Source organism: Caminibacter pacificus (genome assembly GCF_003752135.1).
Lineage (GTDB): Bacteria > Campylobacterota > Campylobacteria > Campylobacterales > Nautiliaceae > Caminibacter > Caminibacter pacificus.
The window spans coordinates 158,016-175,848 of sequence record NZ_RJVK01000002.1 but is presented as its reverse complement, the minus strand read 5'-3'; the positions used below and the strand labels follow the sequence as shown (position 1 = coordinate 175,848).

The following is a 17,833-nucleotide window of genomic DNA, read 5'->3' as shown; positions in this document are numbered from 1 at the left end:
TTTAAAGGAATTATATGAAACTTTTTGAAGAGTTTAAAGAATTGATACTAAGAGGTGAGTATTATGAGGCTCACGAAGTATTGGAAGAGTATTGGCATACGATAAGAAAAACGAATCATCCTTTTAAAAACGCTTATAGAGGTTTTATTAACGCGGCGGTTGCAATGGAGCTCAAAAAACGCGGAAGAGATAACTACAAAAAAGTTTGGGCTACATATGAAAAATACAAATATCTATACGTTCAAAAACCGGAATTTGTAGAGCTTATGGAATTTTTGGATTCTAAGAGGCCTTTTTAAGAGGCCCGTGAGCTAAATGAAAAATTGTTTTAAAAAAGTGTCTGACTAAACTAAGGAGCTTTGAAAATGGTGCCCAGGGACGGAATCGAACCGCCGACACAGGGATTTTCAGTCCCTTGCTCTACCGACTGAGCTACCTGGGCGCGAGTGAAATTATATACAATGTTTCTTAAAGTTTCCTTAATTTATGGTAATTTCGATACGAATTTTTTAAATTCTTCGCCTCTATGCTTATATCCGTTGAATTGGTCAAAACTTGCGCACGCAGGACTAAGAAGTGCTACGCTATTTTGATCGTGAATTTTGTCGATATCATTAACCGCTTTTTCTAAAGTTTTAGGTATTTTGTAATCGATTGAATATTTTTTGGCTAAATTTTCAAAAAGAGTTGTGTTTTCACCTATGATAAACAGCCTGATATCCAAACTTTTCATATATTCGAACAGCTCTTCGAAATTTTGACCTTTATCTACGCCTCCTAATATTAAAAGTATCTTTTTATCTTCGTATCTTTTTAGAGCGTTTAGTGTGGCATCTACGTTTGTGGCTTTGCTGTCATCCACCCATAGTCTATTTTTTTTGTCATTAAATTCTTCCAATTTATGAGGGTCGATTTTGAAATCACTCAAATCCGGTTCTTTGAAAAATAGAATATAAAAAACGACTTTAGCAAGTACTTCATCAAGCAAAAAAGGAGTTTTGAAATTTAGGTTTTTGAAGTTGAATTTGTCAATCAAGTCGTGTTCGTTTTCGTATAATATTTTATAAGCTTTTGTTTCTCTGTCGAATTTTTTAGGCATAATCACCACATCTCTTTCGTTCATTCTTTTAAGAGGGGAAAGTTTTGCATTTACATACTCTTCAAAACTTCCGTGCCATGAAATATGGTCTTCTTTTAGCGGTAATACGACAAAAATATTCGGTTTTGCAAATGTGGTGTAGTGAAGCTGAAAACTACTTACTTCCAAAACCCAAAATTTTTTGTTTATATCGAGTTTTCCAAGAGGAATACCGATGTTTCCGCCTATATCGGAATGCGGCAGAATATGATGAATCATTTCTGTCGTAGTGGTTTTGCCGTTTGTGCCCGTAATCCATATGCTAAAAGGCATTTTCGAATAGTAATAATCGAATTCGCTAATTAAATTTTTAGCCTTTTTAATAAGCTCGTGACTTGGCGGGATTCCCGGAGAGGTTATTTCGAGTTTTGATTTTTCGGGTTTGAAAAGGGAAGAGGGTAGGAGTTTGTTTCCGTATTTATCAAAACTCACTTCTTTAAAGTTATCGTCGAATATATGCCAATTGCCGCTTTTTGCTATCTCTTTTGTCGTAATTCCGTATCCGAAAAGAGATTTCATTGAGCTATCTTTTCAAGAAACTTTCCGATGTCGCTTGTCAATTTTATATTGAAAAACGGCACTCTTTTTCTTTCAAGCGGAATATCTATGAATTTTACGTTTTTGCCGAGTCTTTTTTTAATCTCCTCTTTGTATTCGATAAGTGTGGAAATTTTATCTACCAAAATACCTTTTACGATACTCGCTACATAAATTTTCCCGTCCGCGTATTGTTTTAGTTTGTCTATAGAGATATTTCTGTCTTTTGCAACCGTTTGTAGGAAGTTTTGATATGTAGGCATTAAAAGATGAGATTTTAGGTATTCTTTGTCTTTTTCACTAAATTTTCTAAATAACGATACAGGTTCTTTATATTTTCCGATTGTAAGAGAGTCTTCTTCAACTCCCAATTTATCAGCCAGTTTTTTAATTACGAAGTGAGGCATAATAACACCTATACTTCCAACAACTGCGTTTTTATTGGCAACGATAGGTTTGATTGCGCTGATGATGTAATATCCGCCGCTTGCGGCCATACTCTCTACATAAACGTTTACTTTTTTCTTTTTGTTAACCCATTTTAAAAACGCATTAAATTCGTCACTCGCACTCGGGCTGCCGCCAGGAGTGTTGAAAATCAATAAAAATTCTTTGCAGTTTTTGTCTTTTAGTAACGCTTGCATTCTTTTTGTGAGTTTGTCGATATACGGAACCGTAATGGTTTTATCGATATTTATAACCGCAACGTATGGAGAACGGATAGGTTTTGCAGGGAAAAGAGATTTTTTAAAAAACGAAAAAAGCAGCAATACTTCCGCCAAAATCAATAACACCACTCCGAAAAGCACTATTTTTTCTTTTAAAGCTTTTATTTTAAATATTTTGATTTCGGCTTTTAATTTTTCGTTTTGTGTTTCATAATCGTACATTTTATTCCTTTATCTGATTTTAATGCTTAAAATTGCTATGATATTTGTAATTAAAGCGATTATCCAAAATCTTATCGTAATTTTGTTTTCGCTCCAACCGAGTTCTTCGAAATGGTGATGAATCGGCGCCATAAGAAAAATTCTTTTTCCTCTTGTTTTGTAACTTCCTACTTGAAGTATAACCGAAACCGTTTCCATAATAAATACGAAACCGATGAAAATCAAAAGAATTTCGCTTTTTGCAAAAATAGCGAATAGTCCTATTAACGCTCCCAAGGTCAAACTTCCGCTATCTCCCATAAAAATTTCAGCCGGATTTGCGTTATACCATAAAAATCCTAAAAGCGCTCCCATAAGAGCCATAGAAATTACGACCACTTCTCCGACTCCAAGTTCAAAAGGCAGATATAAATATCTACTAAAAATAGCGTTTCCGCTGAAATATAAAAATATGGAAAGAGTCAAAAACGAAAAGACGCTCGGAATCGTAGCAAGTCCGTCAAGTCCGTCGGTAAGATTAACGGCGTTGCTCATTCCCACAATCACAAAAGCCCAAAATACTACGGCAAAAATTCCCATATCGATAACCGGATATTTATAAAAAGGAATATAAAGACTCGTATCGAATCCGTAAAAATAAAGAGCAAACGCAATTAAAAATGCCAAAATCCATTGGAGGATGAATTTTCTTTTTGCGCTAAGACCTGCTTGGTTGCTTTTTCCTTTGATTTTGCCCCAATCGTCCATTATGCCGATAAGCATAAATCCGAGTGCGCTAAGAAGAGAGATTATCGTAAAAAAATTAAACTTGACCGTTAAAATTATGGCGATAATGGCGCTTGAAATGAAAACGACTCCGCCCATTGTAGGGGTTTTTGATTTTTGTTGATGATTTTCGGGAGCCAAATCGTATATTGGCTGGGTGGCTTTTTCTTTTGCCCAAGTAATGAACTTAGGCATAAGATATAGAGTTAGCAAAAATGCTATAAAAAAGGATATAATTGCTCTAACCGAAATATAGTGGAATAGATTGATTCCGAAGTGCTCGTATAAATAATATAACATCAAAAACCTTTTTTTAGGTAAAATTTTATCAAAACAAAAAGGAGATTAATATGACATTTTCCGGTAAGAATGCATTAATTACTGGTGCAAGCAGGGGAATCGGAGCCGAAATAGCAAGAGTTTTGGCAAAAAACGGAGTAAAAGTTTGGATAAATTACAGAAGTAACGCCGAGCTTGCGGACAAATTAAAAGAAGAAATCGAAAACGAAGGCGGGAGTGCGGCAGTTATCGGTTTTGACGTAGCTGATGAAAAAGCGTTTGTCGAAGCTATAAAAACTATAATCGATAGCGACGGAGAGCTTAGTTATCTTGTAAATAACGCTGGTATTACAAACGACAAACTTGCTATGAGAATGAGTGTGGAAGATTTCAAAAAAGTAATCGACGCAAATCTTACTTCTACATTTATAGGATGTAGAGAGGCACTGAAAGTAATGAGTAAAAAAAGATTCGGAAGCGTTGTAAACGTAGCGAGTGTAGTAGCCGAAAGCGGAAACGTAGGTCAGGCGAATTATGTTGCGAGTAAAGGCGGAGTTATCGCTATGACAAAAACTTTCGCACTTGAAGGTGCGGCGAGAAATATTAGATTTAATACCGTAACTCCGGGATTTATCGATACAGATATGACAAAAAATCTTCCTGAAAAGGTAAAAGAGGAGATTTTAAATAAAATTCCTCTAAAAAGACTTGCAAATCCTGTTGAGGTTGCAAATGCGGTTGCTTTTCTTTTAAGCGACGAAGCAAGTTACATTACGGGAGAAACGCTTAAAGTAAACGGCGGAATGTATATGTAAAATTTGTCTGAGTGAAAATTTTTTGCTAAAATGCTGAAAAATTAAAAAAAAGGAGACCTTATGGCACTATTTGATGAAGTAAAAGAAGTTATCGTTGAGCAATTAAACGTAAGTCCGGAGGAAGTAAAACCGGAAGCTAAATTCGTAGAAGATTTGGGAGCTGACAGCCTTGACGTTGTTGAAATGATTATGGCTCTTGAAGAAAAATTCGAAATCGAAATTCCTGATAGCGAAGCGGAAAAAATCCAAACTGTTCAAGACGTAGTAAATTACATCGAACAACATAAAAAATAATTTTTTTCTGCCTTTTTGGCAGTGTAATATGAAGTGGGTATAGCGGTATCTACTTCATATCACACGAAAGGGATTAAATGAGCAGAATTGTTGTAACTGGTATCGGGATGATTAATGCGGTTGGTCTTAATAAAGATGAAGCTTTTGATAATATTATCGCCGGTAAGACGGGGATTGACAGAATTACTCACTTCGATCCTGAAGGGTTCGGTTCTCAAATCGCTGGAGAAGTAAAAGGATTTGACCCTAAAACTATTATGGATGCGAAAGAGGTAAAAAAAGCTGACAGATTCATTCAACTCGCACTTGCTGCGGCAAAAGAAGCTATGGCCGATAGCGGGCTTGAAGATTATAATGGAGAAAGATTCGGTATCTCTGCGGCAAGCGGTATCGGGGGACTTCCTGTTATCGAAAAAGCAAGCGTAATCGTTGAAACGAGAGGTCCGAGAAGAATTTCTCCTTTCTTTATTCCGAGCGCTCTTGTAAATATGATAGGCGGATTCGTATCTATCGAATACGGACTAAAAGGTCCTAACCTTGCAAGCGTAACTGCTTGTGCGGCCGGAACTCACGCTATCACGGAAGCATATAAAACTCTAAAAGCCGGAATGGCTGATAAAATGATGGTAGTGGCCGGAGAAGCTTGTATTTGTCCTGTGGGAGTTGGCGGATTTGCCGCTATGAAAGCTCTATCTACAAGAAACGACGACCCTAAGCATGCAAGCAGACCGTTTGATGCGAAAAGAGACGGATTCGTTATGGGTGAAGGCGGTGCTTGTTTGATTCTTGAAAAATATGAAGACGCTGTAGCAAGAGGCGCTAAAATTTACGGAGAAATTATCGGTGTGGGTGAGAGCGGAGACGCAAACCACATCACTACTCCGGCTCCTGGAGGAGAAGGTGCTTATAGAGCTATGAAAATGGCTTATGAAATGGCCGGACGTCCGAAAATCGACTATATTAACGCGCACGGAACATCAACAAAATATAACGACCTTTATGAAACAATGGCTATTAAGACGCTTTTCGGAGGAAAAGAAAAATGCCCTCCTGTAAGTTCGACTAAAGGTGCGACGGGGCATTGTTTAGGTGCTGCCGGAACTATCGAAGCGGTTATTACTTTAATGGCTATGAATAAAAACATCTTACCACCGACAATCAATTACGAAGAACCGGATCCGGAATGTGATTTGGATTATGTTCCGAATAAAGCGAGAGAAGCTGAAATCGAAGTTGCTATGAGTAACTCGTTCGGTTTCGGTGGTACAAACGGAGTTGTAATATTTAAAAAAGTAAAATAAAGGTTTATCTTGGCGGTACTTGATTTTGAAAAAAGAATAGAAGAGTTAAAACAGCAAATTGACGTTGCTAAAATCAAAGGCGACAATCACGCTGTTGAGACTTTAGAAAAAGAATTAAAACAAGAAATCACTAAAACTTTTAAAAACCTCACCCCATACCAAAAACTTCTTCTTGCTCGTCATCCCGACAGACCTCACGCAATAGACATAATAGAAAGAATAATGGACGAAAAATATGAACTTCACGGCGATAGAGAATTTAGGGATGATGAAGCTATCGTATGTTTTATAGGTACGATTGAGGGTGAGAAATGCGTAGTTATCGGAGAAGAGAAGGGTAGAAACACAAAAGATAAACTAAAAAGAAACTTCGGTATGCCTCATCCCGAAGGATACAGAAAAGCTCTAAGAGTAGCAAAACTTGCGGAAAAATTCGATTTGCCTATTTTGTTTTTGGTGGATACTCCGGGTGCTTTTCCGGGTATCGGTGCCGAAGAGAGAGGACAAAGCGAAGCAATTGCGAGAAATCTTCTTGAATTATCAAGAATTAAAACCCCTACCGTTTCGGTTGTAATCGGTGAAGGCGGTAGCGGCGGAGCTCTTGCAATCGGTGTGGCGGACAAATTCGCAATGCTTAAATATTCGGTATTTAGCGTTATTTCACCTGAGGGCTGTGCCGCTATTTTGTGGGGTGATAATTCTAAATCCGAAACGGCGACAAAAGCTCTTAAAATTTCCGCCGAAGAGTTAAAAGAGCTCGGATTAATTGACGATATTATCGACGAGCCGCTTGAGGGTGCTCATAGAGATTATGATAAAACGGCGGAAAATATTAAAAAATACTTTTTAGCTCAGATAGAGGAGTTAAAAAATCTTTCAAAAGAAGAACTTCTTCAAAGAAGATTCGAAAAATATTTAAATTACGGTAGCTTTAAGGAGGCTAAAAAATGAAAAAACTTATATTAGGTGCTATGATAGCATCATCGATGCTTATGGCTGAAAACTTTGCGAATGTAAAAATCACAAACGATACTATCGAAGTAAACGCTCAATATAAAGTGGACCCTCAAAACAATATTTTTGCAAGAGGTACTTTTCTTTATAATGACAATGACAATAGAAATAATTTTTATTCAATCGGTGTAAAAGGTGAAGGAAATTTAATCGGAATCGATTTGAATTACGTTAAATTTTCATTGATTATGGATTTCGTACATACAAAAAACAATTCCGCACTTCCTATCGGTATAGGAGTTAATAGTTTTATACCGAATATGCAAATTCCTACTTTTGTTAGAGGAGAATATGAATTCGCTCCTAAAGTGTTAAGTTTTGACGATGCGGACAGATTTAGCAGACTTTATATCGAAGGTGGTGTACAACCTATCGAAAATGCGGAAATTTTCGCAGGATATAGAAATATAAGCTTCAACAGCAACTACGATTCAAGCTTCTACATCGGAGCCGGATTTAACTTCTAATTTTTTTCCTTTTTCTTTTTTATGTTACTTATTTAAAAAATCATACGGATAATTATGCACTTTTTGTTATTGTTTTTATTTAAAAAACTTGACAATAATCGGCTTAATTTGTATAATATCAAAAAACTAAAAAGGAGCGGGAATGCCAAGAGTAGTTGGATTCAAAAAACTTGAAGCCGTATTTAGAAAAGCGGCCGGAGTAGATTTGGACAAATCAAAAGCTGATGAAATTATCGATATCGTAGAGAAAAAATTTCACGATATGTTGCTTGTAGCGGTTGAAAAAGCCGGATACAACGGAAGAGACGTAATTATGGAACCTGATATGCCTGTTACAAAAGGTTTTGAAGAGTCTCTTAGACAATTTAGAGAGCTTGAAGAAGAAGTGGATATTAAAGACGTACTTCAATTCTTAGAACAAATTCCACCGCTAAAATATCCTATTAGCGCGGAACTTGAAGCGAAATTGCCTGAGTATATCGGTGCATTGATGTTGATTATCGCAAGAGTTCTAAAAGAGCTTGGAGCTGAGAGAAAACCATCAAAAGAAGCTATCGAAAAAACAGGAAGAATTTTAGACCTTACTCTTTAATCTTTCCTCTTTCTTTTAAACACTGCTTTTTTAATATTTCAAAACCTCTTTTTTTATTCATACACCCTGCATAACACGCAACTGCTAAATTTTGAGCGAAATCATCTATTTGTGAAGAAGGAAGTTGATTCTTTTTTTGAAGAAAATCTTTAACTAAAAGTTCGTATTTTAAAGCAATTTGATTACAAGCTTTTTTCTGACCTAAAACGTGATATTTTACGGCGTTGGTATTACATTTTTCATAGATTTTAAGAAGTAAACAAAATCCTTTTTCTTCCCCTTTTGCATTAACAAAAAAAAGAAAAAACAAAATCATCAGTTTTTTCATTTTATTCTTTCCAATTCTTTTGCCAAATATTTTGCCGTATAACTTATATCTTTGTATTTTTTGATAATCTCTTCAACGCTTCCCGTGGCGATTACTCTACCGCCGCCACTTCCTCCCTCAGGTCCCATATCGATGATATAATCGGCGTTTTTTATAAAATCGAGATTGTGTTCTATTACTATTACGCTGTTGCCTAAATCTACGAGATGTTGTAATACTTTCATGAGGTTGTCAATATCTTTGAAATGAAGTCCCGTTGTCGGCTCGTCAAGAATATAAAGGGTGTTTCCGGTATCTCTACGGCTTAGCTCTTTTGCAAGCTTGATTCTTTGAGCTTCTCCGCCGCTTAGAGTTACCGCGTTTTGTCCGAGTGTGATATATCCGAGTCCCACGTCTTTTAGGGTTTGGAGTTTTTGTTTGATTTTCGGTATTTTTTCAAAAAACTCATACGCTTCATCCACACTCATTTCCAAAACGTCGGCTATGGACTTGCCTTTGTATTTGATTTCAAGAGTCTGTTCGTTATATCTTTTTCCTCCGCACGCTTCGCACGTTACGAGCACGTCGGGTAAAAAGTGCATTTCGATTTTTATTTGCCCTTCACCTTTACACACTTCACATCTTCCGCCTTTTACGTTAAAGCTAAAACGTCCTGGAGTATAGCCTCTAAGCTGGGCTTCAGGTGTTGAAGCGAAAAGCGCTCTTATATCGTCAAACACTCCCGTATAAGTCGCAGGATTTGAGCGAGGAGTTCTGCCTATCGGGCTTTGGTCGAGATATATCACTTTATCGAGCTGTTTGAGCCCCGTGATTTCTACGCCTTTTACTTTTTGGATTTTGTGCGCGTGGTTGAGGATTTCGCGCGCTACCGGAAGCAGGGTTTGTAAAATAAGGCTACTTTTTCCGCTGCCGCTCACACCCGTGACGCATACCAGGTTTCTTAGAGGAATTTTTACGTTTAGGTTTTTGATGTTGTGGATATTTACGTTTTTGATTTCTATCCACTCTTTTTGAGGGCGGTTTTTTTGATAATTTATATCTTTTTCGTATCTTAGATATTTAGCCGTTTCGGTATCGCTTTTCATAAGCTCTTCAACGTTTCCCGAAAATACGACTTCTCCTCCGTATTTTCCGGCACCAGGACCAATATCTACGATATAATCGGCGTTTAGTATCGTTTCTCTGTCGTGTTCGACTACGATTACGGTGTTTCCTTTGTTTTTAAGGTTTTTGAGGGTGTTTATCAGTTTTAGCGTATCTCTTTCGTGAAGTCCGATACTCGGCTCGTCAAGCACATACATCACACCCGTAAGTCCGCTTCCTATCTGGCTTGCTATTCTGATTCTTTGACTCTCACCTCCGCTTATCGTCCTTGCGTCTCTGTGGAGTGTGAGATATCCAAGCCCAACATCCACTAAGAAAAAGAGTCTTTCGCGGATTTCTTTTAGTATAGGTTCGGCGATTCTTTTTTGCTGATTCGTAAGATGAGAAAAATTACTTTCATCGCTAAAAAATTTATAAGCTTCATCAATTGGCATAGAGATAATTTCGGCGATAGTTTTACCAGCTACTTTTACGGCAAGGCTTTCGGGTTTTAGCCTGAATCCCTTACACGCGGGACACACACTCTCGCTCATAATCTCACTCATATCCTCGTCTTTGTATAAATCAAGAGCTATTTGTCTGAGTCCGGGCCATTTTTTTGATATTTTATGTTTTCCGTAATTAAACTCTATCTCATAAGCCGTGCCGTTTAGGATTATTTTCTTTTGATAATCATCAAGCTCATAAAAGCTTTTATTCATATCCACGCCGATTTCTTGGCAAAGAGCCTTGAAAAATTCCTGATAATATTTTTTATTAAATCCCCAGACAAGCGGAATTGCACCTTTATTTAGGGGTTTGTCTTTTATAACCTTTTCGATATCAAGAGTATAAGTCACTCCAAGCCCGTCACACTTAGGACACGCGCCTTTTGGAGAGTTAAAAGAAAACGCAAGAGGTTCGAGCTCTTCAAAACTCACCTTACAATCAAAACACGCCATATGTTCGCTGTAATGGATAAAATCCTTCTCAAGTCCCAAATCTTTTGCATTTAAAATCTCTATTTCCACCTCTCCGAAACTCTTATTTAGGGCCTTTTCGACCGCTTCTGCGATACGGGATTTGTTTTCTTCTTTTACGATTACTCTATCGATTACGGCTTTTATTGTGTGTTTTTTTGTCTTTTTAAGTTCGATTTCTTCATCAAGCCTTACGATGACGCCGTCGATATAGGCTCTTATTATTCCTTCTTTTCTTAGTTTTTCAAGCAAATCGTGAAATTCGCCTTTTTTCTCTTTGATTAAAGGAGCGTAAATTATTATTTTTGCTCCCTCAGGCAGTTTTAAAACCTCATTGATAATATCCTGAGGAGTCATTTGAGTGATTTCTTTGCCGCAAAGGTGGCAGTGCTGGATTCCAATTCTTGCATAAAGTAGTCTTAGATAATCGTATATTTCCGTAACCGTCCCTACGGTTGAGCGGGGGTTTTTGGAAGTGGTTTTTTGGTCTATTGCGATTGCGGGAGTGAGTCCTTCTATTTTATCGACTTCCGGTTTTCCCGTCTTTTGCAAAAACTGCCTTGCGTATGAGCTTAGAGATTCTATATATCTTCTTTGTCCCTCGGCATATAAAGTATCAAAAGCGAGCGTACTTTTTCCACTTCCCGATAAACCCGTAAAAACTATAAGAGAATTTTTCGGAATTTCTAAATCTATATTTTTTAGATTGTTTTCTCTGGCGCCTATGATTTTGATTTTGTCCAATTTACACTCCTGTTTTTTATGTTTATTAATATTTAAAATGTACAACAGATTAAATAAAGCGAAACAATTGCAAATTTTAACGGAAAAAAGCGTTTAAAAAAGTGCACTTAAAACGAAGTGGTCTGCACTTTTTAGCTTTTTGAAGTGTAAAGAAATTTGCACTCTTGTTGAGTGCATTTAATCTGTTGTAAACTATAAAAAATAAATTTTTGTTAATCGCGAATTATACCATATTTTTAAGGAAAGTTTAAGGATAGAGGTTTATGATTTTGAAAAGGGAAGATATGAAAAATTATTTTTTTAAAGATGAGAAAATATCATATATCGAGATAAGAAAAAGTGAAGATAATAATTTAAGGTATAAGGAACATTTTCATTGTGAATTTTCGATAGGCGCTCTTATTAAGGGAACGACAATTTTGAGTTTTGAAAATAAAAAATATCATTTAAATAAAAATGAACTTGTCGTTTTTAATCCTTTTGAGCTTCATTCTTGTAATCCTTACAAAAAGCAAAAAAGAAGTTATTATATGATGTATGTCGATACTCAATGGCTTTTTAATTTACAAAAAAATATATTTGAAGTTAATGAATTTATTCCAATAAAAAGTGCAATAATAAAGAGTGAAAAGTATTATTCTAAATTTATATTTTTATGTGAAAAAATTATTGATTCTAATGTTTTGTATTTAGAACAAGAAGCTTTGCTTGAAGAGTTTTTTAGTGAAATTTTTATAAATTTTTTAGACAAAAAGAGAAAAAAAGAAACATTTGAAATAGAAAAACTAAAAAAAGCAAAAAAATATATCGAAAAATATTTTTATAAAAACATCACTCTTTTTGAGATATCACAACATTGCGAGCTTAGTCCGTATCATTTCAGTAGAAGTTTTAAAAAAGCTTTCGGTATTTCTCCTCATAAGTTTCTTATGAATATGAGAATTGAAAAAGCCAAAAAATTATTAAAAGAAAAAAATATAGTTGATGTGGCATATGAGGTAGGATTTTACGACCAGAGTCATTTTCATAAAGTATTTAAAAGTTATACGGCAGCCACACCTTTTGAATATAAAAACTATACGCCGAATTTTTGACTTATAAAAAGTCCTGAGAGTATAATAATTATCGATATAAACATGGAAGCGGTAATATTTTCGTTTAATATAAAAACTGCGGCAAGAGTATTGATAATCGGTACAAGATAAATATAATTGCTTGCTTTTGTTTCTATTTTTGAGACGGCTTTTTTCCACATAAAAAAACATAATGCCGTGGCAAAAAACGATAAAAATAAAATATTAAACCACACGTCGACGTTTTGGTATATTTTTATATCGCTAAAATTGAAATGTTTAAAAAATAAAAAAATCATTAAAAACACAATACCCCAAAAAAAGCTTTTTCTTGTAATTAATATCGAATTTGTTTTGGAATTTACTTTTCCTAAAACAAATGAATATGCACCGAAAAACAAAGCTCCTAATATTGCTAATATATCTCCGAGATTCGGTTTTGAAATATGTTTAATTTCCATTATTAATAAACCGATGATTACAAAAATGAAGCCGATTATTGAAAATAAAACTTTTTTAGAGTTTGTTTTTTGAGTTGTGATTTTTAAAATTGTAGTAAAAATCGGGGCTGATGTGACGATTATTCCTACATTGATTGCGGATGTGAGTGATAAGGATATGTTTTCGAGTATATAATATCCGAAAATACCGCTAAAACCTAAAAACACGAAAATAAGCTCTTCTTTTAATGAAAAGAATTTTATTTTTGGGAAGATAATAAAAAATATTATCCATGCTATGACAAATCTATCTAATAAAATTTCTTCGGGGCTTAGATATTTTAGTAAGATTTTCGTCTGTATAAACGTCAGGCTCCAAATGATGATTGTAACAAGTGCGATAAAATGGTATAAAAGATTGTTTTTTCTCATTTTGAAAACTTTTTTATAAAAGTGTAGAAAAATTGAGAGATTAAATCTTGTAAATTTTTGCTCTTATCCCATCTCGATAGACCATATGGCAAAGAAAAAGACCATCATTTCCGTGAGGTAGAGTTTCCATTTCGGTAGGGGTTTATAAAGCTCGCCTTTGATTTCTTGGTATTCGCTGTAAGTTAGGGTTTTAAACATTCGTTTTATGACTATATCGATATAATCGTCTCTGTCGTCGGTTTTTAGTGCTATGAAAATATGTCTGTAGATTAAGAAAAGCTCCATCATAAAAATAATTATCAAAACAATATCGACTATTTTTAAAAGAGCTATTTGGATGATTATGATTTCAAGAATGTAAAAAAGGATTATGTATCCCAAAATAGGGTAGTGGTTTTTTATGTAATAAAGAGCGAATAGTTTATCGGCTGCGGATTTTATGTTGAAACTTTCTAAAATATAAATCCTAAAAGCGATAATAGAGATTATCAAAATCTCCGAAATAAGTTTTAAATCCATCAATTTCCTTGAAAATATAGTTTGTATATCATAGCAAAGAAAATGAATATATACCAAGCAAGAAGAATTTTTTTGTGGATTTTGGTATCTACTTTGTGGTAGAGCTTAACACCGAAATAGGTACCTATCAGACTTGCAATACCGATTGAAAAACCTTCCAAATAGTTAATATGCCCCGCTAAGCTTTGGGATATAAATCCTGAAACCGAAGAGAATACCACAAAAAACAGACTGAGACTGACAGTGGTTTTTAATTTGTATTTTAAAAATCCGACCAATATCGGAGTTATGAGTATGGCTCCTCCTACTCCGACACTTATGGCTATGGCTCCTACGAAAAGACCGATGAAAAAAAGTTTTTTATTGTCTATCGGCGGTTCGTCGTGGGGTTCTTTTACAGTTACGAAAAATCTTATTATCGCAATAAATACGAGAGTTAAGAATATGGCTCCTAAAATGTCTTTTGAAGTATATTTGACTATAAGACCGCTAAGTGCCGCGCCGATTGCGCCTCCTACGGCAAGAGAGAGTCCGTTTTTTATTTTTAAAAGACCTTTTTTGTAGTTGAGGTAACTGCCGTAAATTGAGCTCATCATCATTTGTGTTACGCTTATTCCTACGGCTTCTTTAAACCCGAAACCTAAGAACAAAAGTACGGGAACAAGTATGGTTCCGCCACCAATTCCTAAAAAACCTGAAAAGAATCCGACAAAAATGCCGATAATAATAGCAGTTATCAAAAAAAGTCCTTTTTTGATAAAATTATATCAAAGGAGAATGGATGTTTGACGTTATAAACGAGTCTGCTAAGGAGTTTGCGAGTTCTTTAGGAGCGCAATTAACCGAATGTAATGAAAAAAATTTAAGAGGTTATGTCAGCAAGATTTCGATAAGCGGTGATGAAAATTACGATATATATCTTGTCTTGCCAAAAGATAAACTTGATTTGGTAAGCGAACTTTTTTTCGGAGATACCGAGTATGACGTCGATGACCTCTCAAACGAAATAGCAAATCTTATAATAGGGGCTTCAAAAGTAAAAGCTCTTGATAAAAATATAAAATTCGATATCTCGGTTCCTGAATTTTTGGGAGAATATAAATCGATAGATTACGACAATATGTATTGTTTTAAATTAAACGGGAGAGATTTTTATATCCTCTTGAAGGAGAGATAAATGAAAGAGAACGAAGAGTTTGTCGATATCGAAGATATCGACGAATTGATACCTGATTATTCGAACTTGCTTGATACCGAAGTTGTTTTTGAGAGCGATTTGGGTAGGGTGGAGATGAGCTTAAGAGAGATATTGTCTCTTCAAAGAGGAAGTGTGATCGATTTGAAAAAACCTGCCGGAGAGAGTGCGGAAGTGTATGTAAACGGCAGGATTATAGGGAAAGGGGAAGTTATGGTTTATGAAAAAAACCTCGCTATCAGACTAAACGAAGTGCTTGATGCCAATTCGTTAATTTACTATTTGACAAAAGAGCACTGATGAAAAAGCTTATAATATTTTTGACGGCTCTTTTTTTGTATGCCGGGAACTTGATTAATGTCAATTTTTTCCCGCATGATAATAAAAACGTCGATATTTTGTTGTCTCTTGATAGTAAATACGACGGAAAAGTTATAAAACTCTCAAATACCGAATACTATCTCAGTAATATTTTTACTACCAAAATCGTTTCAAAAAGCTTCGATAACTCTTTTTTGAAAAAAGTTGAGGTTTTGCCTTATAAAGACGGAGTGAAAATTAAGATTTTTCCTATAGCGAAATTCACCACTTCGGTAGCACTGACACCTGACGGATACGGAATAAGATTCAGAATCTCAAACGCTACGCCTCAAAAAAACGAAGTCCAGGCTCTTATGGCTCAAAACCCCGATAAAAGCATTGATTTGACTTCATATTTTATCGGACTTGCAATTTTAATAATTCTTGCTATAATCCTATACCTTATGAAAAAAAGAATGCCTAAACTGCCAAGCAAAGATATGAAAATGGCGGTTGTTTTACAAAAGCCTATCGATGCTAAAAATAAAGTGGTTTTATTTGAATTTAACAAAAGAAAATATCTAATGCTTGTTGGTAATACCAATCTGTTACTTGACGTTTTTGATGACGATATGGTGCATATTACCACTCAAAAAGAGTTTGACGAATACTTAAAAGTCGAAAAAATGGACGAGATAAAAAAATATATTAAAAACGCAGAAGAGTTAAAGGAGCTTGATGAAACAATTTGACGTTATAGTTGTCGGCGGAGGACACGCCGGAATCGAAGCGGCTAACGCCGCAGCAAAAATGGGTAAAAAAACCTTACTTTTAACAATGCTCGTAGAACAAATCGGTGCTGCAAGCTGTAACCCTGCAATCGGGGGTCTTGCAAAAGGGCATTTGGTAAAAGAAATCGACGCTTTAGGCGGGCTTATGGCTCTTGCTACCGATAATGCCGGTATTCAGTTTAGAGTGCTTAACGAAAACAGAGGTCCGGCTGTAAGAGGAAGCAGGGCTCAAATAGATATGGATAGATACAGAATCTGGATGAGGACGCAAATTTTAAATACTCCCAATCTTACGGTCGCTCAAGAGATTGTTGATGAAATTTTGGTAAAAAACGGAAAAGTTTACGGAGTAAAAACGAATCTTTTAAACGAATATCAATGTAAAGCGTTGATACTCACTACCGGTACGTTTATGAGAGGGCTTATGCATTTCGGTCCGGTGAAACTTGAAGGAGGTAGATTTCACGAACTGCCTGCTAAGAAAATTTCAAAATCGCTTGAAGATTTGGGATTTAAACTTGAGAGATTAAAAACGGGTACGACCGCAAGAATTGACGCAAGGACTATAGATTTTTCAAAAATGGAAATTCAGCCGGGTGATGAAAACCCTAAACCTTTTAGTTTCAGAACGGATAAAAGCAAATTCAATCCTAAACAACTTCCTTGTTACATTACATATACCAATGAAACGACACACGACATTATCAAAAGCAACTTCCATAGAGCGCCTCTATTTACAGGGCAGATTGAAGGAATTGGACCGAGATATTGTCCGAGTATCGAAGATAAACTCAATAAATTCCCGGATAAAGAGAGACACCACGTTTTTGTGGAACCTCAAACTATCGAAGCGACCGAATATTACCTAAACGGACTTTCAACTTCGTTGCCGATGGATGTTCAAGAAGATTTTATACATTCGATTCCGGGACTTGAAAACGCCAAAATAGTCAGATTCGGGTATGCTATCGAGTATGATTTTATTCAGCCTACAAACCTAAAACATTCCCTTGAAACGAAACAAATCGAAGGGCTGTTTTTTGCCGGGCAAATAAACGGAACTACCGGATACGAAGAAGCTGCGGCTCAAGGGATAATGGCAGGTATCAACGCAGCACTTAAAATTGATGAAAAAGAGCCTCTTATTTTAAGAAGAGACGAAGCTTATATCGGTGTGTTGATAGATGATTTGGTAACAAAAGGTACTAACGAGCCTTATAGAATGTTTACGAGCAGAAGCGAATACAGACTTCTTCTAAGAGAAGACAACGCAATACTAAGACTCGGGCCAAAAGGATATGAACTCGGACTTCTTGATGAAGAAACATATAAAAGAATAGAAAAACTTCAAAACGAAATCGAAAAAGGTATGAAATATCTAAATGAAACGTTCGTAACGCCGAATAAAGAGATAAACGCAAAACTTGAAGAAATGGGCGAAGAGAGAATCCAAAGCAAAATGGAACTTAGAAAAATAGTGGGTCGTCATACCTTTGATAAAGAAAAATTACTAAAATTGGTTCCTGAACTTAAAGATTTAAGCGATGAAGCTCTTGAGCAGTTATTAATCGAGAGCAGATATCATCACTATATCGAAAAACAAAAAGCCCAAATCGATAGAATGAAAGAGATGTTAAGCGTAAAAATCCCTGAAGATTTCGAATATAGAGGAATTCCGGGACTCTCACGCGAGGTGGTTGAAAAACTTGAAAAATTCAGACCGCCTACACTTTTTGCCGCAAGCGAAATCAGCGGTGTAACGCCTGCGGCGATTGATATTATTCATATGTATATAAATATGAGGAAAAGAGACTAAGGGAAGTAGTGAGAGTGTTGAAATTGTGAAATTGTGAATT

Annotated in this window: 20 protein-coding genes and 1 tRNA gene; 12 read left to right on the top strand and 9 right to left on the bottom strand. The window is 35.7% G+C overall.

What is annotated here, in order from left to right; all coding sequences use genetic code 11:
• Positions 1-14 precede the first annotated feature (14 nt).
• A complete protein-coding gene (locus tag EDC58_RS04665; RefSeq protein ID WP_123352349.1) occupies positions 15-299 on the top strand; it encodes a DUF309 domain-containing protein in 285 nt (94 codons plus the stop codon).
• 67 nt (positions 300-366) lie between these two features.
• On the opposite strand, the gene EDC58_RS04660 is transcribed toward EDC58_RS04665, so the two are convergent.
• From EDC58_RS04660 to mraY, 4 genes are all read right to left on the bottom strand, one after another.
• Positions 367-442, bottom strand: a tRNA-Phe gene (locus EDC58_RS04660).
• Positions 443-484: 42 nt separating this feature from the next.
• A complete protein-coding gene (gene murD / locus EDC58_RS04655) occupies positions 485-1,657 on the bottom strand; it encodes a UDP-N-acetylmuramoyl-L-alanine--D-glutamate ligase (protein WP_123352348.1) in 1,173 nt (390 codons plus the stop codon).
• Entirely contained in the window at positions 1,654-2,565 is a 912-nt protein-coding gene (gene sppA, locus EDC58_RS04650; protein WP_123352347.1) for a signal peptide peptidase SppA, read from the bottom strand. The genes murD and sppA overlap by 4 nt, the downstream gene beginning before the upstream one ends.
• Before the next feature lie 9 nt (positions 2,566-2,574).
• Positions 2,575-3,630 (bottom strand): phospho-N-acetylmuramoyl-pentapeptide-transferase, encoded by a 1,056-nt coding sequence (mraY, locus tag EDC58_RS04645; protein WP_123352346.1) that lies wholly within the window; start codon positions 3,628-3,630, stop codon positions 2,575-2,577.
• 50 nt (positions 3,631-3,680) lie between these two features.
• On the opposite strand from mraY, the gene fabG reads away from it, so the two are divergent.
• The 6 genes from fabG (at position 3,681) to EDC58_RS04615 (ending at position 8,092) form a co-directional block, all read left to right on the top strand.
• Positions 3,681-4,424 (top strand): 3-oxoacyl-ACP reductase FabG, encoded by a 744-nt coding sequence (fabG, locus tag EDC58_RS04640; RefSeq protein WP_123352345.1) that lies wholly within the window; start codon positions 3,681-3,683, stop codon positions 4,422-4,424.
• A 60-nt stretch (positions 4,425-4,484) separates the two neighbouring features.
• Positions 4,485-4,718: an acyl carrier protein gene (gene acpP / locus EDC58_RS04635; protein WP_123352344.1), complete on the top strand. Its 234-nt coding sequence runs from the start codon at positions 4,485-4,487 to the stop codon at positions 4,716-4,718.
• A 77-nt stretch (positions 4,719-4,795) separates the two neighbouring features.
• Positions 4,796-6,019, top strand: a complete 1,224-nt coding sequence (locus EDC58_RS04630) for a beta-ketoacyl-ACP synthase II (RefSeq protein WP_123352343.1) — start codon at positions 4,796-4,798, stop codon at positions 6,017-6,019.
• A 6-nt stretch (positions 6,020-6,025) separates the two neighbouring features.
• Complete coding sequence (accA, locus tag EDC58_RS04625; protein ID WP_123352342.1) at positions 6,026-6,970, top strand: acetyl-CoA carboxylase carboxyl transferase subunit alpha; 945 nt, start codon at positions 6,026-6,028, stop codon at positions 6,968-6,970.
• On the top strand, positions 6,967-7,500 hold the full coding sequence (locus EDC58_RS04620; protein WP_123352341.1) for a YfaZ family protein: 534 nt from the start codon (positions 6,967-6,969) through the stop codon (positions 7,498-7,500). The genes accA and EDC58_RS04620 overlap by 4 nt, the downstream gene beginning before the upstream one ends.
• A gap of 142 nt (positions 7,501-7,642) precedes the next feature.
• Entirely contained in the window at positions 7,643-8,092 is a 450-nt protein-coding gene (locus EDC58_RS04615; protein ID WP_123352340.1) for a DUF1931 family protein, read from the top strand.
• Here EDC58_RS04615 and EDC58_RS04610 read toward each other — a convergent pair.
• A complete protein-coding gene (locus EDC58_RS04610; protein WP_123352339.1) occupies positions 8,082-8,420 on the bottom strand; it encodes a hypothetical protein in 339 nt (112 codons plus the stop codon). The two genes, EDC58_RS04615 and EDC58_RS04610, sit on opposite strands and share 11 nt — an antisense overlap.
• On the bottom strand, positions 8,417-11,227 hold the full coding sequence (gene uvrA / locus EDC58_RS04605) for an excinuclease ABC subunit UvrA (protein WP_123352338.1): 2,811 nt from the start codon (positions 11,225-11,227) through the stop codon (positions 8,417-8,419). Before uvrA ends, EDC58_RS04610 begins: the two co-directional genes overlap by 4 nt.
• Before the next feature lie 284 nt (positions 11,228-11,511).
• Between uvrA and EDC58_RS04600 the strand changes: the two genes are divergently transcribed.
• Positions 11,512-12,321: an AraC family transcriptional regulator gene (locus EDC58_RS04600; protein ID WP_170151116.1), complete on the top strand. Its 810-nt coding sequence runs from the start codon at positions 11,512-11,514 to the stop codon at positions 12,319-12,321.
• Here the strand turns inward: EDC58_RS04600 and EDC58_RS04595 are convergent.
• The 3 genes from EDC58_RS04595 to EDC58_RS04585 all read right to left on the bottom strand — a co-directional run bounded on the left by EDC58_RS04595 (position 12,303) and on the right by EDC58_RS04585 (position 14,431).
• The gene (locus tag EDC58_RS04595; RefSeq protein ID WP_123352336.1) at positions 12,303-13,172 is read right to left on the bottom strand and encodes a DMT family transporter; all 870 of its coding nucleotides are present in this window, start codon (positions 13,170-13,172) and stop codon (positions 12,303-12,305) included. The two genes, EDC58_RS04600 and EDC58_RS04595, sit on opposite strands and share 19 nt — an antisense overlap.
• A 63-nt stretch (positions 13,173-13,235) precedes the next feature.
• Positions 13,236-13,691 carry an excinuclease ABC subunit A gene (locus EDC58_RS04590; RefSeq protein ID WP_123352335.1) on the bottom strand — a complete coding sequence of 152 codons (456 nt, stop codon included), beginning with the start codon at positions 13,689-13,691 and terminating at the stop codon, positions 13,236-13,238.
• Entirely contained in the window at positions 13,691-14,431 is a 741-nt protein-coding gene (locus EDC58_RS04585; protein WP_123352334.1) for a sulfite exporter TauE/SafE family protein, read from the bottom strand. The genes EDC58_RS04590 and EDC58_RS04585 overlap by 1 nt, the downstream gene beginning before the upstream one ends.
• A gap of 41 nt (positions 14,432-14,472) precedes the next feature.
• Between EDC58_RS04585 and EDC58_RS04580 the strand changes: the two genes are divergently transcribed.
• The 4 genes from EDC58_RS04580 to mnmG are packed head-to-tail and all read left to right on the top strand — an operon-like array spanning position 14,473 to position 17,793.
• Positions 14,473-14,868, top strand: coding sequence for a hypothetical protein (locus EDC58_RS04580; protein WP_123352333.1), 396 nt, complete (start codon positions 14,473-14,475; stop codon positions 14,866-14,868).
• Entirely contained in the window at positions 14,869-15,186 is a 318-nt protein-coding gene (gene fliN, locus EDC58_RS04575; RefSeq protein WP_123352332.1) for a flagellar motor switch protein FliN, read from the top strand.
• Positions 15,186-15,938, top strand: a complete 753-nt coding sequence (locus EDC58_RS04570; protein ID WP_123352331.1) for a hypothetical protein — start codon at positions 15,186-15,188, stop codon at positions 15,936-15,938. Before fliN ends, EDC58_RS04570 begins: the two co-directional genes overlap by 1 nt.
• Positions 15,925-17,793, top strand: coding sequence for a tRNA uridine-5-carboxymethylaminomethyl(34) synthesis enzyme MnmG (gene mnmG / locus EDC58_RS04565; RefSeq protein ID WP_123352330.1), 1,869 nt, complete (start codon positions 15,925-15,927; stop codon positions 17,791-17,793). Before EDC58_RS04570 ends, mnmG begins: the two co-directional genes overlap by 14 nt.
• Positions 17,794-17,833 lie beyond the last annotated feature (40 nt).